Annotated in this window: 20 protein-coding genes; 4 read left to right on the top strand and 16 right to left on the bottom strand. The window is 38.5% G+C overall.

Features of this window, described 5'->3' with window-relative positions; translation table 11 throughout:
- Positions 1–69 precede the first annotated feature (69 nt).
- On the top strand, positions 70–933 hold the full coding sequence (locus tag OGI71_RS00760; RefSeq protein ID WP_077432461.1) for an N-acetylglucosamine kinase: 864 nt from the start codon (positions 70–72) through the stop codon (positions 931–933).
- Between the two features lie 198 nt (positions 934–1,131).
- Here the strand turns inward: OGI71_RS00760 and OGI71_RS00755 are convergent, their stop codons facing one another.
- From OGI71_RS00755 to OGI71_RS00735, 5 genes are all read right to left on the bottom strand, one after another.
- Positions 1,132–1,716 (bottom strand): sigma-70 family RNA polymerase sigma factor, encoded by a 585-nt coding sequence (locus OGI71_RS00755; protein WP_282253417.1) that lies wholly within the window; start codon positions 1,714–1,716, stop codon positions 1,132–1,134.
- A gap of 293 nt (positions 1,717–2,009) precedes the next feature.
- On the bottom strand, positions 2,010–2,846 hold the full coding sequence (locus OGI71_RS00750; RefSeq protein ID WP_282253416.1) for a hypothetical protein: 837 nt from the start codon (positions 2,844–2,846) through the stop codon (positions 2,010–2,012).
- An 18-nt stretch (positions 2,847–2,864) separates the two neighbouring features.
- On the bottom strand, positions 2,865–4,559 hold the full coding sequence (locus tag OGI71_RS00745) for a RagB/SusD family nutrient uptake outer membrane protein (protein ID WP_282253415.1): 1,695 nt from the start codon (positions 4,557–4,559) through the stop codon (positions 2,865–2,867).
- Positions 4,560–4,571: 12 nt separating this feature from the next.
- Positions 4,572–8,057 (bottom strand): TonB-dependent receptor, encoded by a 3,486-nt coding sequence (locus tag OGI71_RS00740; RefSeq protein ID WP_282253414.1) that lies wholly within the window; start codon positions 8,055–8,057, stop codon positions 4,572–4,574.
- Between the two features lie 196 nt (positions 8,058–8,253).
- Positions 8,254–9,441 carry a FecR family protein gene (locus tag OGI71_RS00735; RefSeq protein ID WP_282253413.1) on the bottom strand — a complete coding sequence of 396 codons (1,188 nt, stop codon included), beginning with the start codon at positions 9,439–9,441 and terminating at the stop codon, positions 8,254–8,256.
- A gap of 455 nt (positions 9,442–9,896) precedes the next feature.
- On the opposite strand from OGI71_RS00735, the gene OGI71_RS00730 reads away from it, so the two are divergent.
- On the top strand, positions 9,897–10,718 hold the full coding sequence (locus OGI71_RS00730; RefSeq protein WP_120260579.1) for a UDP-2,3-diacylglucosamine diphosphatase: 822 nt from the start codon (positions 9,897–9,899) through the stop codon (positions 10,716–10,718).
- Positions 10,719–10,798: 80 nt separating this feature from the next.
- Here the strand turns inward: OGI71_RS00730 and OGI71_RS00725 are convergent, their stop codons facing one another.
- The gene (locus OGI71_RS00725) at positions 10,799–11,482 is read right to left on the bottom strand and encodes a metal-dependent hydrolase (RefSeq protein WP_282253412.1); all 684 of its coding nucleotides are present in this window, start codon (positions 11,480–11,482) and stop codon (positions 10,799–10,801) included.
- 10 nt (positions 11,483–11,492) lie between these two features.
- Positions 11,493–11,798 carry a YbaB/EbfC family nucleoid-associated protein gene (locus OGI71_RS00720; protein ID WP_165308327.1) on the bottom strand — a complete coding sequence of 102 codons (306 nt, stop codon included), beginning with the start codon at positions 11,796–11,798 and terminating at the stop codon, positions 11,493–11,495.
- Positions 11,799–11,816: 18 nt separating this feature from the next.
- Here OGI71_RS00720 and OGI71_RS00715 point away from each other — a divergent pair, with 18 nt between their 5' ends.
- Positions 11,817–12,524, top strand: a complete 708-nt coding sequence (locus OGI71_RS00715; protein WP_282253411.1) for a hypothetical protein — start codon at positions 11,817–11,819, stop codon at positions 12,522–12,524.
- An 89-nt stretch (positions 12,525–12,613) separates the two neighbouring features.
- Here OGI71_RS00715 and OGI71_RS00710 read toward each other — a convergent pair whose 3' ends face one another.
- Positions 12,614–13,585, bottom strand: coding sequence for a hypothetical protein (locus OGI71_RS00710; RefSeq protein WP_282253410.1), 972 nt, complete (start codon positions 13,583–13,585; stop codon positions 12,614–12,616).
- 233 nt (positions 13,586–13,818) lie between these two features.
- Between OGI71_RS00710 and OGI71_RS00705 the strand changes: the two genes are divergently transcribed.
- Positions 13,819–14,409 (top strand): thymidine kinase, encoded by a 591-nt coding sequence (locus tag OGI71_RS00705; RefSeq protein WP_282253409.1) that lies wholly within the window; start codon positions 13,819–13,821, stop codon positions 14,407–14,409.
- Between the two features lie 360 nt (positions 14,410–14,769).
- On the opposite strand, the gene OGI71_RS00700 is transcribed toward OGI71_RS00705, so the two are convergent.
- From OGI71_RS00700 to ccoN, 8 genes are all read right to left on the bottom strand, one after another.
- Positions 14,770–17,493: a carboxypeptidase regulatory-like domain-containing protein gene (locus OGI71_RS00700; protein WP_282253408.1), complete on the bottom strand. Its 2,724-nt coding sequence runs from the start codon at positions 17,491–17,493 to the stop codon at positions 14,770–14,772.
- Positions 17,494–17,603: 110 nt separating this feature from the next.
- Entirely contained in the window at positions 17,604–19,067 is a 1,464-nt protein-coding gene (gene cls, locus OGI71_RS00695; RefSeq protein ID WP_282253407.1) for a cardiolipin synthase, read from the bottom strand.
- A gap of 57 nt (positions 19,068–19,124) precedes the next feature.
- A complete protein-coding gene (locus OGI71_RS00690) occupies positions 19,125–19,814 on the bottom strand; it encodes a sulfite exporter TauE/SafE family protein (protein ID WP_282253406.1) in 690 nt (229 codons plus the stop codon).
- A 9-nt stretch (positions 19,815–19,823) separates the two neighbouring features.
- Complete coding sequence (locus tag OGI71_RS00685; RefSeq protein WP_282253405.1) at positions 19,824–20,246, bottom strand: FixH family protein; 423 nt, start codon at positions 20,244–20,246, stop codon at positions 19,824–19,826.
- A gap of 12 nt (positions 20,247–20,258) precedes the next feature.
- Complete coding sequence (ccoG, locus tag OGI71_RS00680) at positions 20,259–21,647, bottom strand: cytochrome c oxidase accessory protein CcoG (protein ID WP_282253404.1); 1,389 nt, start codon at positions 21,645–21,647, stop codon at positions 20,259–20,261.
- Positions 21,648–21,662: 15 nt separating this feature from the next.
- Complete coding sequence (locus tag OGI71_RS00675; protein WP_282253403.1) at positions 21,663–22,556, bottom strand: cbb3-type cytochrome c oxidase N-terminal domain-containing protein; 894 nt, start codon at positions 22,554–22,556, stop codon at positions 21,663–21,665.
- 3 nt (positions 22,557–22,559) lie between these two features.
- A complete protein-coding gene (locus OGI71_RS00670) occupies positions 22,560–22,754 on the bottom strand; it encodes a hypothetical protein (RefSeq protein ID WP_282253402.1) in 195 nt (64 codons plus the stop codon).
- 4 nt (positions 22,755–22,758) lie between these two features.
- Entirely contained in the window at positions 22,759–24,897 is a 2,139-nt protein-coding gene (gene ccoN / locus OGI71_RS00665) for a cytochrome-c oxidase, cbb3-type subunit I (protein ID WP_282253401.1), read from the bottom strand.
- Between the last annotated feature and the right edge of the window lie 164 nt (positions 24,898–25,061).

Raw genomic sequence — 25,061 nt, 5'->3', positions numbered from 1 at the left:
TTTCGGGGAATTGATTAATGAATTGATTACTCATTTTATAACGATAAACACAATTAAAACTACTCAATAATGATAATCATTGCTGACGGGGGATCAACAAAAACAAACTGGTGTTTGTTAGACGATTCAAATAAAAAAATCTACTTCAACACAGAAGGGTACAACCCGTATTTTGTTGACAGTGAATACATTGTAAACTCCCTAAAAAAAGGATTACCGCAGGATTTACCCTTTGAAAAAATCGCGGAAGTAAATTATTATGGTGCAGGGGTCCATAATAAAGAAAAAGCTCAGATCGTAGTTGATGCACTAAAACACGTATTTACTACAGCGAAAGTGGAAGTTGGACATGATCTACTTGCTGCAGCAAGAGCATTGCTAGGATCAGAAGCTGGGTTTGCTGCGATTTTGGGTACAGGAACAAATTCTTGTCTCTATGACGGCAAAGAAATTACATTAAATATTGATTCCGGAGCTTACATTTTAGGCGATGAAGGATCGGGTAGTTACATTGGTAAAAAATTACTTGCAGATTATGTTCGTAATTTAATGCCTAAAGATGTAAAGGAAGTGTTTTGGAACACATATAAAATGACGAAAGATGAAATCATGGACGCGGTTTATACCAAACCTATGCCTAATCGTTTCTGTGCAAGTTTCAGTAAATTCGTATATGACAACAATGTAAATATCGAATATACACGAAATATTGTCGATGAAGCTTTTGAAGCTTTCTTCAGAAATTTAGTAAGTAAATATCCTAATTATCAAAGCTATACTTTCAATTGCATTGGTTCCGTAGGTTACAATTTCAGAAATGTATTGGCTGAAAAGGCTGAACAATATGGAATGAAAGTGGGCAAGATTTTGCGTTCTCCTATCGATGACCTGGTACAGTTCCACATCGATAGAGCGGCAGCAACTGCTAAATAGATAAGTAAAATAATCTTTAACATATTAAAAAAAAGGCACATGACATGATGTGCCTTTTTTTATATCTCTTCCCCTTTCAACAAATCAAACCAATGCTAGCTTCAAAGTTGGGGCCCTATTAAACTGAGAGCTTTACAAACAACTGTTGCCTCCCCCCTCTTCTCCAAAAATTTCCTCATTTTTAGGAACTACGATCTATTAGGGCCAGAGCATGGAAAGCAAAAAGCTAACTTGATAATATGAAATATTCTTCTGTTTGAACACTTGTTTTAAGGTTGAAATAGCTTTTGACCGGGCAAAATAAACCGTGCTCGGAGTAGTCTCCAATTCTTCACAAATCTCTTCTGTAGATCTACCTTCTATTAAAGATAACTGTATGATCTGTGCCTGCCTTTTGGGAAATTTTTCGATCTCTTTGGCAATTAAATCAATAAGCTCATAATAAATGATTTTCGTTAAAACATCCTGTGTATCTGTCTTAAGATCCATTAAAAAAGATTCGCTATGCTCAAATTTGGATCTACTTTGTTTTAAAGCATCTAAACAAGCATTTTTAGTCACTAAGAACAAAAAAGATTTGATGCATTCGATAGAACTAAAATTGCCTCTGCGTTCCCATAACTTAATAAATGAATCCGAAATAATTTCCTCCGCAATATTTTTGTCTTTTACAATTTTATAGGCAAAAAAAAGCAGTTTCTCACTAAACTCATCAATAAGGGATGCTAATGCAGCTTCTTTACCGTCTTGCAAATCCAATACATGTTGATCTAGTTTTTTCATAAATAATTTGGATTCCACCCCTCATAACTGGTCAATATAAATTTAACACATAATTACCTAAGTTGAAAGAATTTTGTTCAATTTTAAAAAAAATCATTCGTTAATGACACTATACAAAGACTTCAATTGCAAAATAAAAAGGACCTTAGTTAAATTGTTATTTCGATTACCTATAAAAGCACGAAGCAATCTGATAATGATAAATCACAGATTGCTTCGTTCCTGTTGTTTAATATGTAACGCTATTAAATATGAACTAACTTTTCAGCTAGTCTTCAGTATGATGTACATTACTAATCAATTGCCCTAAAGACCCAAAAGTAAGCGGTCCCCCAAGCCTCAGTTCCAGGAGGTGCATAAGCCAAGACCAATTCCTTATCATTCAGAACGATAATATCAAATTCGTAAACAGCTTTCCCCCCTTCATCTGGAGACTTCCCAACAAGAATGGCTGCTCCACTGGTTCGAAACTTTCCTTGTCCCCATATTTTTCCTTCACCATCTTTTGTTTTTTGGTTCATATCAAAACTAAAGACCCCTACTTCTTTTGAACCGTTCGATCTTACCTTCGTAAAAATGGCATCATCCAAATTGAGTTCCATCTTTGCACCAATGCCAGCTCCTGCTTCCTGTTCATCCATCTCTGCTTCTTTTAACGTCCACCATGCCGGTGCAAAGTTTCCCAAATATCCTCCATTACCCCATACAGCAGGTTTTGTTTCATCCCATTTCCATGTTCTTTTACTTCCTCCTGTTAACATTGCCCACTCGGGCGGAACAGGAAATGTTAGTTCATCAACCCGAACCGTCAAATTCTTTTGAACCTTGGTACCATCGGGATTGAGACCTACAAATCGAATGGTTCGCTCTCCTGTAGCAACCATCAAAACAGTATCTGATTTGCGTGTAGATCTCCCCGAACCATAGTTCCATAAGGATAGTACTGGACTTTTATTGTCTAGAATGACTTTATTGCTTCTCTTCCCGTTGACCATTAAAGGAATGGCGGTAATATCCAATTGGTCCGCCGTGATTGCAGGTCCCATCTCAAGGCGCTTTTCAATAGGCTCACAAGAAATAGTGAACGATAGCACGCATACCAGAAAAATATATTTTATAAGATTATTCATAGTTCAATATGTTAAGATTTACCATCCTGTAAATTCAGCCGCAGCTGTCCCCCAACCTTTATTCTGTGTCAAAACCCCGTCCGAAAGTGTAATCTGTGAAACAGGTATTGGCCAGAACCCTCCAGTTTGCTCATAACGAGCTCTATAACCACCACCAAAAGCCTTCATTGGTACATCTATCCCTTTATTCTTAATCAGCACCCCTTCTTGCTTCGCCAAATCCGCAGCTGCATCATGCCAGCGCATCAAGTCAAAATAACGTACGCCTTCAAAAGCCAGCTCCCATCTTCTTTCACGTTTCAGTGCTGCTAAAGAATATGAAATATCCTTTAACCCCGCTCTCCTTCTTACCCTGTTTAAATTCGTCGCATCTCCTTTCAACTCTGCGTGCATGAGCAACACGTCTGAAAAGCGGATCATGACCAAATCTTGGGTATGAGCCAATTGATATTCCGCCAAAGCTTTATCTAAAAGGATAGCATAAGATGGTACAAAGTTCTTCTTGTCATCATAAGCAGATACCGCAATATATTTTTTCTGCCACAGCCCAGTTTCTTCCATTTGATTGTCAGCCCCATAGGTATAATCTTCCAGATCAGTCTCTACATTAATGATGGAAGCCCACATACGCATGTCCGTTGGTTCTGCTTGCGCCCAATCTTTCCATAATTCACTATTGACAGGTCCAGCACCCCATCCCTGCCCAAACGGAAAAGTACGCTCCGAACCATTACCCGTACGAAGTCCAAAATGAAGATTATACTGGTTCGAATAACCTTGTTGATATTCATCCCCCCAATCCACTACAGTTCCAAATTTAATCGCAAATACGGTTTCTATATTTCCATCTCCCACCCAGGCCAGTTTATTATCTTGTACGTACTTATAATCTCTTGCTGTCTCCTTATTGGTGTATGGCCATAAGTTTCTAAAATCGCCTACCAAATCGTGTCCACTGTTTTGAATACAGTTTTCAAGCAATTGAATCACTTGTACTTTTCCCACAATACCACCGGCAGCCAATGGCAAATCTGTTTTCTTATAGTATCCTGTATAAAACAAATATACACGGGCAAGCAATGCTTGTGCTGCCCATTTAGAGGCATGACCTGAGACTACTATATTAGATTTGGTTGCGGGCATAAGCTCAATAGCCTTCATCAAATCACTTGCAATCTGTCCGTAGGTCTGATCTGCTGGACTTCTGGGGACATTAGCCACCACAGAACTCAGGAGCAGGGGTACTTCACCAAACATCTGTGAAAGTTCGAAATAAAATAAGGCTCTTAAAAAATAAACCTCGCCGAGCAATTGATCCCTTTGCGCATCATTTGCCCAACCTGTCACCTTATCGAGTGTTTCAATAGCTGTATTCGCTCTATAAATCCCCGCATAGCGTGCAGTCCAAAATGGCAAAAAATAATCTGGGGCTGTATTCATGAGATGATCCAGTCCCTGCATATCCCGGTTATCTGCCCCACCCCCGCCAAAACGATCATCCGAAGCCAATTCCGACATATAAAAATGGGAACTTTCGACACTACTTACTCCCCTACTCAACCCATTATAGATTCCTGCCAACAGGATATTGGCATCCGCCACTGTTACCGGGAAGTTGTCTGTATTCTTTTTATCAAGGCTTTCTGAATCCAGAAATTTTCCACAGGACGAAAGCATTCCGGCAAACAAGCATATTAATATTGTCTTTTTCATATCTAACTAGAACTAAAATTTAAGGTTAAGACCAAGAAGTATTGTACGTGGTTGCGGATAAAAGCCTACATCAATGCCAGACACCCAGCTCTCTGCATCCCCATACCCAATTTCTGGATCCATACCACTATAGTTGGTGAATGTAACAAGGTTCTGCACCGTAGCATAAATTCGTGCCTGGCTAAATGGAGCTTTTTTCCAAAGGCTCTTAAAGTTATATCCCATGGTAATATTCTGGAGCTTCACAAAGTCTCCATTTTCAATATAGATATCTGAGATATTCTGAAAATTGCTATGTGATCCTGCCGTCAATCTCGGGTATCGATTTGATGTTCCCTCGCCATGCCAGCGTTGAAATACTTCAGTCGTATAGTTCTGTAGTGGAGAATCTGAAAAAGAACGGTAAGATTTCGCAATTTGATGTCCAAATGATCCAATGGCTGTAACTGCCAGATCGAATCCCTTATAACCAAAAGTCAAGTTCAATCCACCAGTGAATTTTGGATGCGGGTTACCGATCATCACCTTATCATCGTCCGTAATCGCGCCATCACCATTCGTGTCTGTGAAGATCAGATCTCCGGGCTGCGCATTGGATAAGACACCACGTCCACTGTTTCGCAACGCGTCAATCTGTGCTTGATTCTGAAAAACCCCTTCTGTTTGATAGCCATAAAAATAACCTATAGGAAACCCTACTTGGGCACGGTACATCGGCAATGTCCCTTGACTTAAAACATCTGGTCGTCCATGAATAATTCCCTCCCTATTTGCGATGCGTACGACTTTATTTTTATTATAAGCACCATTAACACCTATACCATAGCGAAAATCTCCCTTTTGGTCATTCCAATTGATCCCCAATTCAACCCCTGTATTGTTCACATCACCACCATTAATAAAAGGGGCCCCTGTACCATAGGATGCCAATATTGGCGCCCTGATAAGCCAGTCTATGGTAGACTTTTTGTACCAATCGAATACGATCGCTAAACGATTGTTCACAAAACGGGAATCAAACCCGAGATTCAACTGTTCAGAAGTTTCCCAGGTTACATCAGGATTGGGTAGAATATCTGGATATGCTCCCTTGATTAATGTATTTTTGTTATTTCCGAAATAATACCCGCCGAAATTATCAATGGCTATCGTTGATAAATATTGAAAATTGGGGATACTGGCATTTCCATTCTGTCCCCAACTACCTCTGATTTTCAAAAAATTCAACCAGCTATCCTGATTTTTTAAGAATTCTTCATTGGTCATTACCCATCCCAATGATGCCGAGGGAAAGTAGCCCCAGCGTTTACCTTTCGCAAAGTTTGAAGAGCCATCCGCACGCATTGTGAATGAGGCCATATAGGTCTCTTTAAAATTGTAATTTGCCCGTCCAAAAAAAGAGGCCAATGAACCTTGTCCCCAGGCGTTTCCCGACACAGGGAAGCCTTCGAGCAATTGCCCATTTCCGACCCATGCCTTATCCCATTGACCAGGAAAAATCGAGTTGGAAGATTGGGCTCCAACAGTTTCGCCCATACCCCATTTCTCCAGCGTTTGTCCAAGAACAACATCGAACTGATGATTATTCCGATAGTTCAGTTTATAGCTCAAGGTATTTTCCCAAACCCAATTGTGTCCCATACTTTGATTTTGATCGATATCATCTGTTGGATTCTCTGACGTAGTAGATAATTTGAAAACAGGAACATAAGACCTGTAGGATGAAGCATTTAATCGGTACCCAAAATTAGATTTAAAGATAAGTCCCTCTATCGGTTGGATTTCTAAATAGGTATTGGCAGATAGCGCATGTGATTTACTGAGATTATGCCCACGACGGTAGAACATGTCCGCAACCGGATTTAGTGTAGCGGCATCAAAATCCCATTTATCCGCGACTTTACTATTAAAATCATAATATCCACCGTTTTCATTATAAATTGGCAATAATGGATTACCAACCAGCATATTATGAACATCGTTCCAATAGATATTACCGATACCGATACCTGATTTTTTATTGAAGGAGTAGTTCACGTTCTCCCCGAACTTGATCACATTGAACCGATCATTTTTCAAGAAAATATGGTCCGAATTAAGACGGAAAGTATGACGATCGAGATGAGGTTCGACAGGTTTGCCCAATACACCGTCGCGTTTCGTGATGGAATAACCCAACGAAAATTTAGATTGCTCATTTCCACCCGTTAAATTCAATGAAGTGTTGTGCAATAGGGCGTTTTTGTTTTCAATTTCCTCCAGCCAGTTTGTACCATTCCATTTCCCGTCCATGATCTGCTGATATTGCTTCGGAATCAGATTTGCCCAATCGAAACCCGAACCACTTTCATTAAACCTTCGCTCATCTTGTATAAGCATATACTCTTTAGCGTTCAAGAGCGATGGCTTTCTATAAATGTTTTGGAATCCTGTATAACTATCCAAATTAAACATCATTTTACCTACTTTACCCTGTTTAGTAGTAATCAAGACCACACCATTTGCCGCTCTTGAGCCATAGATAGCAGCAGAGGCTGCATCCTTTAGAATATCGATGCTCTCTATATCTGAAGGATTCAATAAGTTGATATCGCCGCCAGCAATTCCGTCTATAACATACAAGGGGGAGGAATTGTTAATGGTCCCTAAGCCCCGAATAGTTACTTTAAAACTTTCACCGGGCATGCCAGAGTTTTGTGTAATCTGAACACCCGGAGATTGGCTCTGTAAAGCTTCCAAAATAGATGGTGTGCTTAATTTTTCCAAGTCTTCGCCTTTAACCTGCACAGTCGCTCCAGTGCTTAACTTCTTTTTCTGCGTACCATATCCTATGACCACGACTTCTTCCAGATCGTCAAAAGTTTCCTTCATGATTACATTGACAGACTGTTGATCCGTGACTTGTACCTCCTGTCCGAAAAAGCCAACAATAGAAAATTGCAAAATTAGTTTTGATCCCGAAACTGCTATCGAATAGTTACCTTCATTATTTGTCGCAACTCCTGTATTAGTACCTTTAACGCGTACAGAAACACCCACCAGGGGATTTCCACGTTCATCGGTTACCTTACCTTGAATAGTACGACTTTGCTGAATGTTTTCTGTTTTACGAACAGAAATACCTGAATCAGGTTTCTCCGCTCGTTGCAACACGATAGTACCATCACTGACCTCCCAGCTAATAGATTTGTTGACGAAGATAATGTTCAATGCTTTTTCTAAACTGACATTTTTGAGATCAGCATTGATCTTAGTATTTGCAATATCCTTTCCATTTAAAAGAAAAGGCAGGCCACTTTGCTTCTGAAGATTCTGCATCACCTCAATCAGCGGAGAATTTATGGCCTTAAGCGAAACGTTCTGCGCAAAACCTGTTGCAGAAAGCTTGAGGATACTCAGAACTGTAAATAGAATGGTTAATTTCATTTTTAATACCCATCTTTTAAGTTTAGGTCTGACAACAAGGTTGCCATAGTCATTTTTTTGTATAAAAATCATATTTTTGTACAATTAGGGTTACAAATTATTAAAGGGTTCAATTTTATCTAAGTGCTCTGATTTGTATATCCAAAAAATGGCCGGACAGTGTTGAGGGACATCTGTTCGGTTTTTTTTGAATATTGATCCAATTACGTTGGATATGGTCTTCTTATACTTTTCATCATGATTTATGTATTTGGTTAATTATTGATTACTAAGGCAAAATGATCAGTTTAGGATGACTACCCTTCAATTCGGCTTTAAACTTGACACCACTTTTCTCCAGCAACCGAAGCACCTCTACAAGTTTTTTATCACGCCCAATTTCACCATAAAGAAAGGTAGAAGGTACATGTTCTGGAAAAACGACCTCTATGTTGTACCATCTACTTATCGCTCGCATCACATCTGTCAATCCAGTTTCATAAAACAAAAACTTATCATTTTTCCAAGCGATAAAATGCTGTACATCTACATTCTTTTTGGCAATTCCTTTTTCCGACAATGTCGCTTGTTCATTTGGCCTCAGGGTCATACGACGGTTACCCGATACAATAGCTATGGCTCCGTTGACCAAGGTAGTAACGGTTCTCATGTCATCGCCATAAGCAGAGACATTAAATTCTGTTCCGGTGACCTCAATATTTTGATCTTGGGTTTGAACAATAAATTTTTTCTTTTTCCCATTTCTGATCATCCGATCTACCTCAAAATAGGCTTCTCCTTCCAAACGAACAACTCGCTCATCTTCCTGAAAAACTAAAGGATAGGTCAATTTTGAAGACGAATTCAACCAAACTTTTGTTCCATCAGGAAGAGTGACTTGGTATTTCCCTCCACAGGGCACAACAATATTGGCTGTAAGTTTCGCCAACTTTTCTTTATCTAGAGAAAAAAGGGGGGTACCATCATTATACGTTAAATGTTGGTCTCCACTTATTCCATCCTTATCTGCTCTCAAACTTATTTTATGACCATCGGATAAGGTCAATTCAGCTTTATTTGTTCCCGGTTCAACATTTGCCAAATCAAATTGTTCGGATGGTGAGGCTCTGTCATTGACATAAAAGAATTGATAAGCAAGAAATGCCATTAGGATGGCTGCTGCATAACCAATCCATCTCAAACGAAATCTTTTGTTTTCCTTCCTTTGTCCTCGAAGTATTTTATCCGAAGTATCTTGTTTAAAATTCGATATCCAGCTATCTCCTAGCTGTTGCCTGAACTCCATGTATACCAACACATCGTCAAATACGTTATCACTGGCCAACACTTCTTTCAAAAACAGCTCATTATTAGGATCCTCTTGGGCCCACTTTCTAAGCTCTTTAGTTTCTTCGGAAGTGATGACCCCTTCAATCTGCTTCTTGATAAGAATGGCAACTTCTTGGGTAGTTTTCATTTAGTCTACAATGATTATTGTAAGCTAAAACGACGGAGTCGGAAAAACCTTAGTAACTTTTTTTAAAAATCAATCCACTTTTCCTAGAGTTAAGGAGAGGCAAGGGAAAACTAGTAAGATGACAGCGCATTTTGTCTATTATCGACCAACAACTAAAACTCAAAAAACAAAATAAACCACTCACTATCAATAATATAAAACACAAACACTCTCTCTCACAAGTATAAAAACGAGCTAATCAACAATACTTTTACAACAGAGAAATAATAACAAAACTTTAAACAAAAAAATGATCATACCATAGTTTTACACCTGAAAAATAAACCAATATTAAATTCTAATAAACTTATTCATACCGTTTTACGGGCAATTTTAATAATTTAATAACAGGAATTTCATCAGTACAAAATAAAATTACCTTTTTTTTGTAAAAAGAATATTTATAGTTTATTCCGATGAAAAGAAGCCTTGATATACTTGTACTCTCAGACATACACTTAGGTACATACGGAAGTAGAGCCAAAGAACTTTTACTTTACCTGGAATCCGTCGCACCCAAGATATTGATCCTCAACGGCGATATTGTAGATATTTGGCAATTTAAAAAAAGCTACTTTCCACAAGATCATTTAAAGGTCATTAAGAAGATTATCGATATGAGCTCAACCGGCACTGAAGTCCATTACATTACTGGTAATCACGACGAAATGCTACGCAAGTTTACTGATCTCAAATTAGGAAACATCAAACTGAGCAACAAGCTACTTCTTTCACTTAATAATCAAAAGGTATGGATCTTTCATGGCGATGTTTTCGACGCATCTATTCATCATTCAAAATGGTTGGCAAAACTTGGGGGTTGGGGTTATGATAAATTGATCCAGCTTAATAATGTGATCAATTATTGTCTGGATAAAATGGGAAAGGAGAAATACTCACTCTCAAAAAAAATAAAAAATTCTGTTAAAAAGGCCGTTAAGTATATTTCAGACTTCGAACATACAGCAACGGAGTTAGCTATTGAGAAAAACTATGATTTTGTAATCTGTGGCCACATTCATCAACCTCAAATAAAGGAAGTCATCACCCGAAAAGGCACATGCACCTATATGAATTCGGGTGATTGGATCGAAAATCTAAGCAGCTTAGAATACAAAAATGGAGAGTGGAAGCTCTTTTATTTCGAAGAAAATAAGGAACAGATCCTTAAAAACAAAATCATCGACACCCCGCTTTTCAGTCTAGAGGATCTAAAGAAAATTGTCATATCATCCTAGACGAAAAAGCACAGTAATAATATATCTTGACAGAAACTATAGTAACAAAAAAGACCGAGCTAGCTCGGTCTTTTTATTGTTTATAATTCTATTGTCTCTCCTATTTTTGGAAGAGACAATGAAATGTCCTCATTTTGGAATTTGTCAAAGGCCTTTTGTTTGTCGATCTCAATTGGTGGAAATGAATCGTAGTGGATCCCAACCACACGGGCACAATTGATAAATTCCGCCGCTCTGATCGCATCATCCACATCCATTGTATAGTATCCACCAATAGGGAGAAAAGCCCAATCCAGCTTCAGATCAGCCAGCAGCTTCATTTCCATTGTCAATGCAGTATCACCAGCAAAATAGATCTTTTTCCCGTGTACATTAAAGACAAATCCAACTGGGAACCCACCATATTGGCCATCAGGCGTACTATTCGTATGAGCAGCATAAACCATCTTAACAGAGCCAAAAGGTAACTGTATTGTACCGCCAAGATTGAATTCAACAACTTTATCTTCTGGTACCCCTTGTCTTCTTACCCAAGCAGCTGTCTCAACGATGGCCAATACTGTCGCATTACTATTCTTTTGAATGGTAGCCATATCTGCGACATGATCTTGATGTCCGTGGCTCAAAAAGATGTAATCCGGTTTAATTGTATTTACATCAATTGCTTTCGCTAATGGATTATAAGTTACGAATGGGTCCAATAAAACCTTCGTTCCATTAAAATCAAACTCAACACAAGATTGACCGTAATAAGTTGCTTTCATAATCATGTATTTATTGATTAAATAATCCGCCTAAGCCTCCTAACATATCCTTACTCGCAGCTTGCATTTCAGCTTGACTGATATTCTCCGCTTGGATTATTGCTTTATTCAAAGCCACCACTAGCAATTCCTCTAATTCCTCTTTATCAGCATTGGACAAAAAGACAGGATCGATCGTAATCTCTTTAATCTCCTTGTTGGCTGTCGCCACCACACGTATCAAACCACCTTCAGCCTCACCGGATACCGAAATGGTATCTAGTCTTTTCTTGATTTCTTCTGCCTTTTGCTGTGCCTGAAATAATTTGTCAAACATATCTATAACATTTATTTGATGCCAATTTACAAAAATCCTCCAATACCTACTATTGCTAATTTACTTTCGCTAATGCTACCCTTTTTGTATTTTTGCAGCATGCAAAGCAATCAAGAAAAATTAGTTGCCCATTTTTTGGAACAACTAAATCTAAATAACACCTCTGTTCCACAGGAAATATCTGCTAGATTAATAGCAAAGCAATCAGAAATCATTAGCATTGAAGATGTGATTGCCTATATCAAGACGCTTGGGGAAGAATTAAATATCAAGGAAAATGTAATCGAGCTTATTGAGAAAGTAGAAGATGAGACCAGTATACTAATTCACAAGCTCAAATTTATAACTGCTAGCGACAGACCCAAAGTATTGGTTTTAGATCGAATTGATCCCCAGGAGATCAATCAGTCCGCCTATTTACAAGAATCCATAAAAATCGCAGGCGGAATCCCTACGACAGTTGCTTATGAAGCTGATAAAATAATTATAATTGACAGTGATGAAAGTGTATTTACTCATATTCCACTTTTATTAAATGATCCAGCAATTGCGCAATCAAAGGCGATCGAACTTGATCAGCTGTTTATTATGACAAAGCCAAATTTTGCCAGCATTCCAGGGTACGAATACCTAACAGAGTTGGAATCTTTGGCGGAGATCTTTCAACCAAAATATTTTGTTTATGGTCATGAAGGCAAAGAATGGTTGCAATTTCAATTGAAATAGAACTAAACAATAGTAATGGTCAGGCTATCACATAAAAAAGCATCTTTAAATTGATTAAAGATGCTTTTTTTCTTATTGAAAATAGTAAATTAACTATATCTTCTGCGTAATACCTCATATAATTTTTCAACGGTATGAGGTTTATCTGCCCATCTATTCTTAACCGCATAATTCGTTTGCAAAAATGCATCAGCTTCAGCATAACTACTGAATCTATTCAGTAGTTCCACAGCTTCACTATAAGCCAAGCTATAACCATTAAATAAGTCTTTAATAAATAAAAGTTTATCATTCAAACTTATCCCGGTTTTGATATCCGTCAGTTTATCAGAACTTCCAGATTGATTCACTTGATATACCCTGTTCTGTACCCCTGCTTGTTTTTGCTGTGAAATAATCTCATTTAATGTAAGCGGTCTTGAAGGAACCTCCTCCACGACTGTATTGACTTCTTCACGGATAATACTCTCTGGAACTTCCTCAATGATAACCTCTTTTGGTTCTTCCACGACTTCAGTAACGACAACAGGTTCTTCATCTAAAAGATCTATTGTAGGCTCATCTACTTTATACTGTTTTTCTTCAATATGCTCGCCAACAGCTTCATTTGTTATATGATCAGCTTCGTCAGTTATTGCGGGTGAATAAGAAGCTGTTGATAAGTCATTGGTTTCCTGCATTTCCTCATTCGCTTCAACAGTATCTTCATTTATTTTTGTAGGTTCATCAGTGCGAACAACATCTTTCTCACCACGCTCTGGTTCCGCAATAGGTTGGCTGGATGCTCGTATCGAAGAAGGTGGAGTAAAATAGTCATTAAATGCTATTTTTCTACTTTCCATCACCGACTCTCTCAAGGTATTTTGAACTTGTCCGCCCTGTAGCACGGCATCTGTTTTGAGTAAAGTGATATAAGCCGCAACAGATTGTGCTTTAGCTTCCAAGTTCACTAGCTCACCTATTTCAGTAATAATGTTCCTTTCTGACAAAACCAAATACTGTGCATTCAAATCCTGTAATAAATCTCCTATCTTATTAAAAATTTCCTCTTTAGTACCCATAATTTTATTTGAAATCGCCTATTAATCGTTTATAATACCTATACATTCTCTAACCTAAAAAGTGGAAAACTCAATCCTTTGATTTATAAATATTTGAATCTGTATTCACTTTTTTGCTACTCAAATTTAATATTTAATTTCGATATTAGCGTTGTCAAAAACAGAATATAATAGGAGGTCTATTGACAAATAATTTCTTATTTGCCGGCTATCCAAAAAAATAATTTAATCAAATGCTTTTTTCCGAACATAATCTGACATTGCGACCAGCTCGATATGGAAGTATTGAAGTTATCTGTGGGTCAATGTTCTCTGGCAAGACCGAAGAGTTAATACGTAGGCTAAAACGGGCACAATATGCACGACTAAATGTTGAAATTTTCAAACCTTCCGTGGATAAACGATATGATGAAAAATTAGTCGTTTCCCATGATAGCAATAGTATCCCCTCCACCCCTGTCGAAAATTCATCTGCTATATTACTATTGAGTTCGGCCACCCAAGTTGTTGGAATAGATGAAGCGCAATTTTTTGATGACGGATTGACAGAAGTGTGTGTCAAATTGGCAAACAGTGGAATTCGTGTAATTATTGCAGGATTGGATATGGATTATAAGGGACAGCCTTTCGGCCCTATCCCTAGTTTGATGGCTGTAGCCGAACATGTCACCAAAGTCCATGCGGTTTGCATGCAATGCGGGACTCCAGCAAATTATTCATATCGCTTGACAAAAGATACCCAGACAGTACTTCTTGGCGAAAAAGATGCCTATGAGCCACGCTGTAGGCAATGTTATTATCATTTAAATCAACAAGGTATCTAATTCCAGCTCAGATAACTACAATTCCAGTCCTACATTGTGTGAGTTGTTCAGCTGGTTCGTATTTTCCTACACAATTGATTATCGATAGTCATCAAGTTAACATAGCTACATTTATAATATTTCTGTTAAAAATAACTGCCAAATAGACTAGGAATCTATTTGGCATAGGATTTGAAATATACTTTACAAATAAGAAGATAAACGCTTTCAAAAGCGACAAAATACTTTTCATAATTTAGGTTTATAATTGGTTAGTTTGCACCTCCTTGCCCATCAAGGAGGTGTTTTTTTATTTCATAAAAAAACGCTGCCCCTTTCACAAAAGAGCAGCGTTCCTATTAGATATTTTCCTTTATTTTGCTAAGGTTGTACGCGGTAATTAATCACCTTTCGACCTATATTTCCTGTTTGGTCCATTCCTTCTACAATCACTTTATAATTACCATTTCCATCAGCATTGTAGAATTGTATTGCTGTCTCCCCTGTTTCCGTTACCTGTACTTTCGGGTTCCAATAAATCGTAGTCCGCAGATCGTTGGCAGATTTTTGTTCAGGTGTGTTATACTTTGGCGTATAAAATTTACGCTCTTTAACATAACCTAAAGGGAACATATCTATGACATTCGATTTTGGCAACAATTTCTCAATTTCACTCAGGGCCATCCGAGGTTTCTTGGCCTCAACTTTCTTGGTGTAAATCGACACAACACCATTGTTTTGATACATTCTTGATACTGTTCCCAGTTCGTCACGTAAAAAGATTTCTATTCCCTCAATATCTGCAACGTTAATACTATTTAATCCAGGTTCGTCAATAGCCATACCGTTTAGAAAAAACTGAACTGGAGTACGCCCACCGGCATTGTAATCACGCGAAACATAATATTTCAACGTTTGTGGATCATAAGTAATGCCCGTCAAAACAGTTTGCAGACACATGGTCAATACGTTACACCCGGTCAAACGCTCGGCTTCGATACGATGTTCGGGCATAGATAAGCCAGAAATTGAAGGAAAATCCTTATTTGTGATTACCTTTTTCTGTACAGCTGTCACTTCTACTTCATCCAATAAGATAGATTTTCTATACTCTTTACGGCTGTTATCCAAATAAGGAGCGAATGCCTGATCTATATTGGGAACGAAATAACTTTTATAACCATTATTTTTGTCGATTTCAGGATAATAACTCTGATCCATATTGATCACCAAACTACGGTAATTATCATTTGACCTTGCATTTACTGTCACTTTCGATGAATCCGGAAAAACAAGATCTTTAAATGTAAAACGACCGTTCTGATCGGTATATACATCTTTTTTAATATTCCGTGAAGGCACAGACAGCAACAACCCACCATTAGGATATGGGCGGCCTGTATTCATGCGTAAAATACCCGATAATTCTATCCCTTGCTCTGGGAGAAAACTGATCTGTGGTAACTTTTCGGAGATTAAAGCCGGGTAATCAAAGCGGCGATATCCCTGAGTCATTAATAACGCATCCAATGCCTTTTCTCTATTCGGATTTTTTTCATCAAAATATGCATTTGGATTTTCGACATTCCCTTTCAACTCTGAAGTCAACAAAAAGTTGCTCACAATAGAAAGATCAGCTTGATCATTATAAGGAACTTTAGACTCATCAATAACGGAAACAGAATAACTGCCCGGATATTTCTGTCCATTATTATCAACTGAAAGCTTCAGGTTGACCAGGTCTTTCGCTTTATAACTTTGCTTATCACTTGCAACTTGAATATTAAGCAATTTCTCACTCTGCACAAATGCCAAACGTTCACTTAGAGGTTTGCCATCCGGGGTCAATAAAGTAACCTGGGCAATTCCATTTGGCAGACGTTCCTTTGGAATATTAACCAGCGCCGATGAAGACTTTAAATTTACCTGAGCTCCAAAACAAAGATGTCCATTGGACTGAACCAATACATAATAGGATTGTCCCTGATTTTTAGAAAAATTCTCTTCACTGGTCACTACAGCAAATTCAGCATTCTTTTCATCCTGCTTAACAAACACAACATTTGCTTTATCATTAACAACAGCCGGAAGCTTATATTTACGTTCCTGTCCATTATCAAATTTTATGGCTGCCTGATAGTTCTCTCCTGCCAAAGGCAATAAAGAGAAATAGCCCATACCCGATCCAAAATCTTCAAATTCTGCGACTGACTTTCCTTTAGAATCAAGGATTGTCCCTTTCACTTTCAAACTCTTACCATCAGATCCGACAGCTTTAAAAGCAACTTTCTTGGCAAATCCAGCAATTAAGTCACCACCCTCCGGAAAAAACTGCACATCAGCATCCCACAAAGCATTTTTGAGCAGGAAAGAACTGGACAAAGGTTTTTCATTTTTGTTTTCTTGGATACTAACCTTTAATTGTCCCTTCTCTAAATCAGCCTTCTCCTTTGCCGATAAACTGATCGTCACCTTTCCCATAGCGTCCGTTTCGCCTTTCCCCTTATCTACCGTTTCCCATCCTGCAACAAATTCCCAATTGATCTTAGAATTAATCATCGGTTTACCTGCACGATCCCTAAACTGTATTACCGCCTGACTTTTATTTCCGTTAAGATTATTCTGAAATTCAATATTGGTGATCAATTTTTTATTGATCACATCACCTATCGGAACTATTTTATTAAAAAAATAGGATGCGTCAAAGTTGGACATCCATTTTGTATACGCTCTGAAACGATAGTTGTCCTGTGTCATGAATTGCGGATCGAGGACCATCTGCCCATTTCCAACACCTTTATCCAGTGGGATTCTAAAAGTTTGGATCAGAGAATCTCGACTATTCAAAACTTCCACATAGGCTATTTTGCTTGGTTCATATTCTGGAAGGTTACGTGATAAATAGGAAGAAAACCATAACGTATCCCCTACCGCATAATAAGGTTTATCAAAATGCAGATGTACTTTTTCTGTTGGGTAGCCCTGAAAATATTTTTGAACCCGTTCTACGATTGTATTAATAGGTAATGTAGGTGCAGTCTGTGCATAGGTTGACCCGACTCCTAAAATCCCTATCGATAAAGTCAATAGTTTTATGTGCTTCATTGAAAGTCTTAGAATTAAAAAAAGAATAGCTAAATATATTCAATTTTAACCAAAGGCCAATCCTATTATGGTATTTTTAACATTTATTATACCTTCATTCCAGCAAACACTTAAAGTAAAGGTGCCAATAAACGGCAGATGGAATCCACCCCACGTTTCCATCGACTTCTCTGCATCCATTTACGAATTGTAATTAAATCCGAGGATTCAATATCTGCAAGAAATTGATTGTTCATACGTTCACAAAGCGCTTTATCAGAGACAATTCCCGATATCTCAAAATTGATATAAAAGCTTCTGATATCCAGGTTGGTCGTGCCAATATAGGCTAGTTTACCATCGATACAGATTGTTTTGGCATGGAGAAATCCTTTGGTATACAGGTATACATTTACTCCTCTTTCGAGTAGCGGCTTGATAAAGGAAAAGGAAGCATGCTGCACAAAAAAGGAATCAGATTGTGCAGGTAACATAAGATCAACTCGAACTCCCGAAGAAACAGCCAACATCAGCGCTGTCGTCAGTTGATCACTTGGAATAAAATAGGGCGTACACAATTGTACATATTCCTTTGCTTCATTGATCCCCGCTATAATTGCCTCCATATTGAATGGAGCGGGAGAACCGGGATCACTAGCTGTAAACCCAACACCACTCGCATCTTCATTTGTGATCGGGAATCTATTTAAATAGCCTTTACCTAATTCGAATGAATCTGCATCCGTTTGGTTCCAACTATTCCAAAATTGAATTTGTAAGGTATTTACGGCAGCACCAATGATCATCATCGCAGTATCGCGCCAATAAACATCATTTTTCCCATCGTTGATATAACGATTCGAAATATTGATTCCTCCAACAAAACCAACTCTTCCATCAATAACGGCAATCTTACGGTGATTTCGGTAGTTACTATTTGCCAATGAAGTAAAAGTAACCGGGAGAAAAGCTTCAAAAAGAAAATCGGGTTTATGTCGACGCAAATATTTAATCACATCAGGTGCTCCGAAACTATCCAGGATCAGACGTACGGTCACCCCGGCTTTTGCCTTCTCTTCCAAAATCTCCAATATTTCACGACCAATTTCATCCATTTCCCATATATAGTACTCCATATGGATGGAATGTTTTGCATTTTTCAATTGCTGAATCAGTACCGGAAACTTTTCCTCGCCATTAATAAATAAGGTCACATCATTATTCAGGGAGAATGTGGATATTTTCTGGTTTTTGAGGTACCGATAAACCATGGCTAAACTACCGATCCGCTCGTTAAGGGTATCAATATGTTCCTCCATAATTTCCGATTCCTTACGCCAAGCGTCAAGCAATTTCTTTGATTGCTCGCGATACATCCGTTTCATCCTTTTAACCTTCTTGAATTTCTGCCCAAAGAAATAATAAATGAGCAAACCGATTACAGGTAGAAAGACAATCACCATAATCCAAGCGATCGTTTTGGCAGGATTACGGTTTTCGATCAAGATGGTACCGATGACACCAATATATAAAATGAGTAAGGGAATCCAGTAATATTGTAAAGCAATTTGTAAAATATGATGAAGTACCTCCATATGATGTGCTAAGTTTAATATCAAATATAATACTTAGCGCGGACAAATTGTTTACTGTTAAACACAGTTTATCGCACCGTCAATATGAATTAAAGGACTTAAATAGGGAATATCTAAGTTTGCACCTCGCAGTATAAACCAGATTCCCAGCAAAAAATATAACAAGGGAATCCATTTAGAAAAGCCAATTTTGAAAGATCGGGAAAAGTTTCCCAAAAAGGAAAATAAAAATAAGAGCGGAATTGTCCCCAATCCGAAGCAAAGCATAAATAGGAAACTCTGCTGTGAGCTGTCTGCATTCATTGCCGACATTAAAGCCATATACACCATGCCACAGGGCAATAATCCGTTCAGTACCCCCGCGATAAAACTCCCCCCAGGCTTATATAACCATTTCGACAGAAGCCTGACAACGGGCTGCACAGAACGAGTCTGCAAACTGGCAATTGTACGATTGTTTTTCCCTATAAGCTGAACCACGGCAATCAGCACTAATATTACTCCCGTGATCCAGCTCAATGCACGTTGCCAGCCTTGTACTTGAGCAAATGTACCCATGGTTCCCATAAGAAAACCTAGACTACCGTAAGTCAAAACCCTACCTAACTGATAAAGTACTTTATTTAGAAAAACAGCCCAGCTTAGTCCTTGCCTACCCTCGATTACAAAAATTAAGGGACCACACATGACCGCACAATGTATACTTCCAAATAAGCCCATAAAAAATGCAAAGTAGGTATAACTCATTTTCTTGGTTTAAAATAAAATATGTTCCTCAAATAGAAAGTCCTTACCTGCGTTTTCCCATTCAACATACAAATTCCACATTCCTTTATCGAATGCGGAAATGGGCAATGTAAATAGATTACCTGTTGTCTGAAATGGCAACTCCTTATCTAGATTATTATCTGAAGGCTTACGGAACAAGAGCTTTCCCCTATTCACTTTGGAGACGAAATGGATATAAAGTGTATCTTTTCTAAGCTCGATAGTTGGCGTCTCTTTCATGTTCAGCACATTCTGTTTCTTTTCATAAGCTTGATCATAGTTCAAACCCTGTTCATAGTAATCATCTTCTTCCAAGCTGTCCGAGTTGTGGCTGACCATATACAATCCAGCCCCGACAATGCACAACATAAATACCGCCAAGCTCAAAAAAATTTTTGTACCCCAATTCATTGTTTTTATTTTTTAATTCATGCCAGGAGGAGCAATGAAAGTAGTTTTTAGACTTTCCACCTTTTTGTCCCCTGAATAGATAGATAATTTGATATTACTTTTATATGTTTCGACGTCTTTGTTCGCGATAATTAGAAAAAAGCTCAAAGTCGCATGCCCATCTTTACTGATTTTTTGAATCGGATTGACCAATTGGATCTTCAGCCTCGGATCTTCGCAGACCAATCTAAAAGGTATCTCCTTACCTGATTTATTGATTAATTCCAAAGCATACAGATTACTGATGGTTTTGTCGTCCCGAAGCTGATAAGTACTTCCCTTTGCCCGCAACAATCGACCATCCACCTGAGAACGATTAAATAGCAGAAAACCAAATACTGACATTAACAGCACCAGTACAATAGAATAAGCAACTGTCCGTACATTACTTTTCTTCTTGAGCGTACCTTCAATTTCTCCCATCGGATAGAAACCGATCAGCTTTTTGGGTTTGCCGATTTTTTCCATGACAGCATCACAGGCATCAATACAGGCTGTACAGCTCACACACTCCAATTGCAAGCCATTACGAATATCAATCCCAGTCGGACAAACATGGACACAAAGCTTGCAGTCAACACAATCCCCTTGTTGAGCAGATGCATTTTTCTGTTGTTTTCCTCGTGGTTCACCACGCCTGTGATCATAGGCTACAGTGATACTTTGGTCATCCAAAAGGACACCTTGCAATCTTCCGTAAGGACAAATCGCGATACATACAATCTCCCTGAGATAAGCAAATACAGCATAAAAAACCAGCGTAAATAAGATGATCGAGATCAAACCACCTATATGCTGATCCAGTGGATCGCTAATGATTTTGATCAACGCATCCGAACCTATAATATAAGCCAAAAAGATGTTCGATATAAAAAACGAAATGATCAAAAAGATGCCATGCTTCAACACTTTCTTTAACTGCTTTTGATCCGTGTTGGGACCTTCATTTAATTTCTTCTGTTGCTGCCAATCTCCTTCAATCCAATACTCTATCCTTCTAAAGATCAACTCGAGAAAAATCGTTTGTGGGCATGTCCATCCGCACCAAACTCGACCAAATACAACGGTAAATAGCACGACACAGACCATTACGATTAACATCCCAAACACAAAGATGTATAGATCCTGAGGATAGAAAAGGTTGCCAAAAATCGAAAATTTCCGCTCAATAATATTAAACATTAAGAACGGTTCACCATTTACCTTGATGAAAGGAGCTACAAATAAGAACAGTAGCAGTGTATAACCAACCCATTGTCTCTTTTTATAAAGTATACCCTGCGGTTTTTTGGCATAAATCCAATGTCTGTTTTTTGACTTAGATCCGCCATTATTGGCATTATTAACTACTACTGTACTCATTGCTATTTTAATTTATTATTCTGCTTTTTTATCTGCCTCAGCCACATTATTTGCTTTCGCTCCATCTTCAGCTTTTCCGTAGGTTACCTCTTCCCCTTGCGGTTCTTTTGGATTGGCAGGATGTGTATCTCTCAGTGTAACAATGTAACTTGCCACCTGTGCAATTTGCGCCGGACTCAAGGTCTGTTCCCAAGGCACCATTCCTTTATCCGGAACACCATACTTAATTGTTTTGAAAAGATCTTTAATCTCCCCGCCATGCAACCAAAATTTATCCGTTAAGTTAGGTCCAATACCACCTTCCCCGTTTCCTCCATGACAGGCGACACAGTTTGCAGCGAATATTGCTTTCCCCTCAACAGCCATGTCTGGTTCAAATTCAACCGTATTTTCATCAACGTTGCTAGCAGAAGCAGCTAAATAAGCCTGTCTTTCTTTTTCTGCAACAACCATTTCATGTGCGTACTCCTGATCTTGATTCATACCGATCCCAGAGACCTGATAGATGAATAAGTAGACCACCCCAAAGAAGATTGTTCCATAGAACAAAAAATTAAACCAGATTGGAATGGGATTATCCAGTTCTCGGATACCATCGTATTCGTGATCGATGACAATGTCTTTTTCCTCAGAAATAGGCCTAATCCCCATGATCTTATTCCAAGATCGTTTCAACCATCCTTTATTGGCTAATTTCTTGAGTTCTTCCTCTTTGACCAATTCAGGCATCGTAATCTTAATGATGGATTTCATTGCGCGGTTGACCATCAATGCCGAGGCCAAAAGAGCCAACATCACGACAATCAATACAATAATTAAGATATCTGTGTATAAATTATCCGTACCAAAACCCCAGGTAGACTGAACAGCTTCTACCGTGGCAGGTACGGTATCTAATAATAAACTCATATACTATATACTTTCAGGTGAATGATTCGTTTCCTTTTCAGTTTCCTCTTCCAAAGGCAATTCCTTCATGTAAGTCACATAGTCCTTTTTCATGCGAAACAACATAATTGCGACTGAGATAAAGAAAATCAGGAATATCCAAAGTGACACAATAAGGTAAAGCTCACTTCCGTTCAAATTTGTGATTTGTTTAAACATAGCGCTATTGATTTACGTTAACATCCTCAGCCACTTTCGGAGCTGCTTTTATATCTGTTCCCAATCGTTGTAGATAAGCTATTACCGCTATAATTTCACGATCGGCTAACACATTGACTTGATTTTGTTTCAGATCATCCGCAATTTTCTGTGCTTGTTTGTTCAGATCCTGTTCTGCATTCGCTATTGCCACATCCGTATAGGGGATTCCCAATTTGCGAAGGGCTTTCATTTTATCTTTTAGAATCGTATTATCCAGCTTTTGGTCGATTAGCCAAGGATATGATGGCATAATACTTCCAGGAGAGGTAATGGTTGGATCTAAAAGATGATCAAAATGCCACTTATTAGGATATTTAGAACCAATACGATGCAAATCAGGTCCAGTTCTTTTCGATCCCCATAAGAATGGTGTATCGTAAACATATTCACCCGCCTTGCTATACTCGCCATAACGGGCAGTCTCCGATCTAAATGGCCGAATAGTCTGTGTATGACAATTCACACAACCTTCCCTTACATAGAGATCCCGACCTTGCAGTTCCAACGCTGTATAAGGCTGTACACTTGCGATTGTCGGTACATTTTTTGAAATGGTAAATGTTGGAACCATTTCAACCATACCACCGATTAGAATTGCAATAAGTGCCAATACCATAAACAAAATGGGCTTACGTTCAAGACGGCGATGTTGAGATTGCTCACTAACCTGAACCGGTAATAAAGCAGGAGCTTCAGCAGGTTCATTTGCCAAAAGTTTCCCTTGCTTCATGGTCTTAATCAAGTTGAATGTCATCAAGAAAACCCCAGATAAGTATAGTGCCCCACCTAATGCTCTCATCATATGCATTGGTAAGATTTCCAATGTTGTTGCTAAGAAGTTCGGATACTTCAATACGCCTTCCGGTGTAAACTCTTTCCACATCAAGCCTTGCACAACTGCTGCCCAGTACATTGGAATCGCATAAAATAAAATCCCCAATGTACCAATCCAAAAGTGTGTCGATGCTAGCTTTTTAGAATATAGTTCTGTTTTATAAATACGTGGGATCAACCAATAAAGGATACCGAAGGTCATAAATCCGTTCCATCCTAATGCTCCTACGTGTACGTGTGCAACGATCCAATCTGTAAAGTGTGCGATCGCATTGACTTGCTTTAAAGACAGCATTGGACCTTCAAAGGTTGCCATACCATAACAGGTCAGTGCTACGACCATAAATTTCAGCATCGGTTCTGTCCGCACCTTGTCCCAGGCACCACGCAGCGTTAACAGACCGTTTATCATACCACCCCAGCTTGGTGCAATCAACATAATCGAGAATACAACTCCTAAGGACTGTACCCAGCTTGGTAATGCTGTATATAACAAATGATGAGGTCCTGCCCAGATATAGATAAAGATCAGTGACCAAAAGTGCAGAATACTCAATTTATAGGAATAAACGGGACGGTTGGCCATTTTTGGCAAAAAATAATACATCATCCCCAGGTAAGGAGTCGTTAGGAAAAAGGCCACTGCATTATGGCCATACCACCATTGTACCAATGCATCCTGAACACCTTTGTATACATAATAGCTTTTCCATCCGGCTACAGGCAATTGAATGGAGTTAACGATATGCAAGACTGCTACAGTAACAAACGTAGCGATATAGAACCAAACTGCGACATACATGTGACGTTCGCGTCGTTTGATAATTGTGCCAAACATATTGATTCCAAATACAACCCAGATCAGGGTAATTGCAATATCAATTGGCCACTCCATTTCAGCATACTCATGGCTTGAGGTCAGCCCCAACGGAAGTGTGATAGCCGAAGCAACAATGATCAATTGCCAGCCCCAGAAATGAAGCTTACTCAGGACATCACTGAACATTCTTGCTTTAAGCACCCGCTGCAAGGAGTAATAGACTCCCATAAAAATACCGTTACCCACGAAAGCGAATATCACAGCGTTTGTATGTACTGGACGTACACGGCCAAATGTTGTATATTGCAATCCGAAGTTCATTTGGGGCCAGACGAGTTGCGTTGCCACAAGCAATCCTATAGTCATACCAACTATCCCCCAAATAATGGTAGCGATTCCGAAATTTCTGACAATTCTATTGTCGTAATTAAATTGCTCTAACTGCATTACTTAAATTGTTGATTCTGAATCAAAAGTAAGCAGCATTCTATGACAATCTAATGATAGAGAGTGCGTACAAAAGTGATGTGCGTCACTTTGTTTTAATGGGGCAAATTATCGAATATCCGTTATGTAATAATTGATTTTAAGCCATTTAAATGATAAATATG

The organism is Sphingobacterium sp. ML3W (genome assembly GCF_029542085.1).
Taxonomy (GTDB): Bacteria; Bacteroidota; Bacteroidia; order Sphingobacteriales; family Sphingobacteriaceae; genus Sphingobacterium.
The sequence above is the reverse complement of the archived record's forward strand: the minus strand, read 5'-3'. Positions and strand labels throughout refer to the sequence as shown.

Excerpts from the sequence above, each read along its gene's own strand:
- OGI71_RS00735 (WP_282253413.1), bottom strand. The coding sequence starts at position 9,441 with ATGAAAACTACCCAAGAAGTTGCCATTCTTATCAAGAAGCAGATTGAA.
- OGI71_RS00720 (WP_165308327.1), bottom strand. The coding sequence starts at position 11,798 with ATGTTTGACAAATTATTTCAGGCACAGCAAAAGGCAGAAGAAATCAAG.
- OGI71_RS00685 (WP_282253405.1), bottom strand. The coding sequence starts at position 20,246 with ATGAATTGGGGTACAAAAATTTTTTTGAGCTTGGCGGTATTTATGTTG.
- OGI71_RS00730 (WP_120260579.1), top strand. The coding sequence starts at position 9,897 with ATGAAAAGAAGCCTTGATATACTTGTACTCTCAGACATACACTTAGGT.
- OGI71_RS00705 (WP_282253409.1), top strand. The coding sequence starts at position 13,819 with ATGCTTTTTTCCGAACATAATCTGACATTGCGACCAGCTCGATATGGA.
- ccoG (WP_282253404.1), bottom strand. The coding sequence starts at position 21,647 with ATGAGTACAGTAGTAGTTAATAATGCCAATAATGGCGGATCTAAGTCA.
- OGI71_RS00760 (WP_077432461.1), top strand. The coding sequence starts at position 70 with ATGATAATCATTGCTGACGGGGGATCAACAAAAACAAACTGGTGTTTG.
- cls (WP_282253407.1), bottom strand. The coding sequence starts at position 19,067 with ATGGAGGTACTTCATCATATTTTACAAATTGCTTTACAATATTACTGG.
- OGI71_RS00740 (WP_282253414.1), bottom strand. The coding sequence starts at position 8,057 with ATGATTTTTATACAAAAAAATGACTATGGCAACCTTGTTGTCAGACCT.
- OGI71_RS00690 (WP_282253406.1), bottom strand. The coding sequence starts at position 19,814 with ATGAGTTATACCTACTTTGCATTTTTTATGGGCTTATTTGGAAGTATA.
- OGI71_RS00710 (WP_282253410.1), bottom strand. The coding sequence starts at position 13,585 with ATGGGTACTAAAGAGGAAATTTTTAATAAGATAGGAGATTTATTACAG.
- OGI71_RS00750 (WP_282253416.1), bottom strand. The coding sequence starts at position 2,846 with ATGAATAATCTTATAAAATATATTTTTCTGGTATGCGTGCTATCGTTC.
- OGI71_RS00675 (WP_282253403.1), bottom strand. The coding sequence starts at position 22,556 with ATGAGTTTATTATTAGATACCGTACCTGCCACGGTAGAAGCTGTTCAG.
- OGI71_RS00670 (WP_282253402.1), bottom strand. The coding sequence starts at position 22,754 with ATGTTTAAACAAATCACAAATTTGAACGGAAGTGAGCTTTACCTTATT.
- OGI71_RS00700 (WP_282253408.1), bottom strand. The coding sequence starts at position 17,493 with ATGAAGCACATAAAACTATTGACTTTATCGATAGGGATTTTAGGAGTC.
- ccoN (WP_282253401.1), bottom strand. The coding sequence starts at position 24,897 with ATGCAGTTAGAGCAATTTAATTACGACAATAGAATTGTCAGAAATTTC.
- OGI71_RS00755 (WP_282253417.1), bottom strand. The coding sequence starts at position 1,716 with ATGAAAAAACTAGATCAACATGTATTGGATTTGCAAGACGGTAAAGAA.
- OGI71_RS00715 (WP_282253411.1), top strand. The coding sequence starts at position 11,817 with ATGCCAATTTACAAAAATCCTCCAATACCTACTATTGCTAATTTACTT.
- OGI71_RS00745 (WP_282253415.1), bottom strand. The coding sequence starts at position 4,559 with ATGAAAAAGACAATATTAATATGCTTGTTTGCCGGAATGCTTTCGTCC.
- OGI71_RS00725 (WP_282253412.1), bottom strand. The coding sequence starts at position 11,482 with ATGAAAGCAACTTATTACGGTCAATCTTGTGTTGAGTTTGATTTTAAT.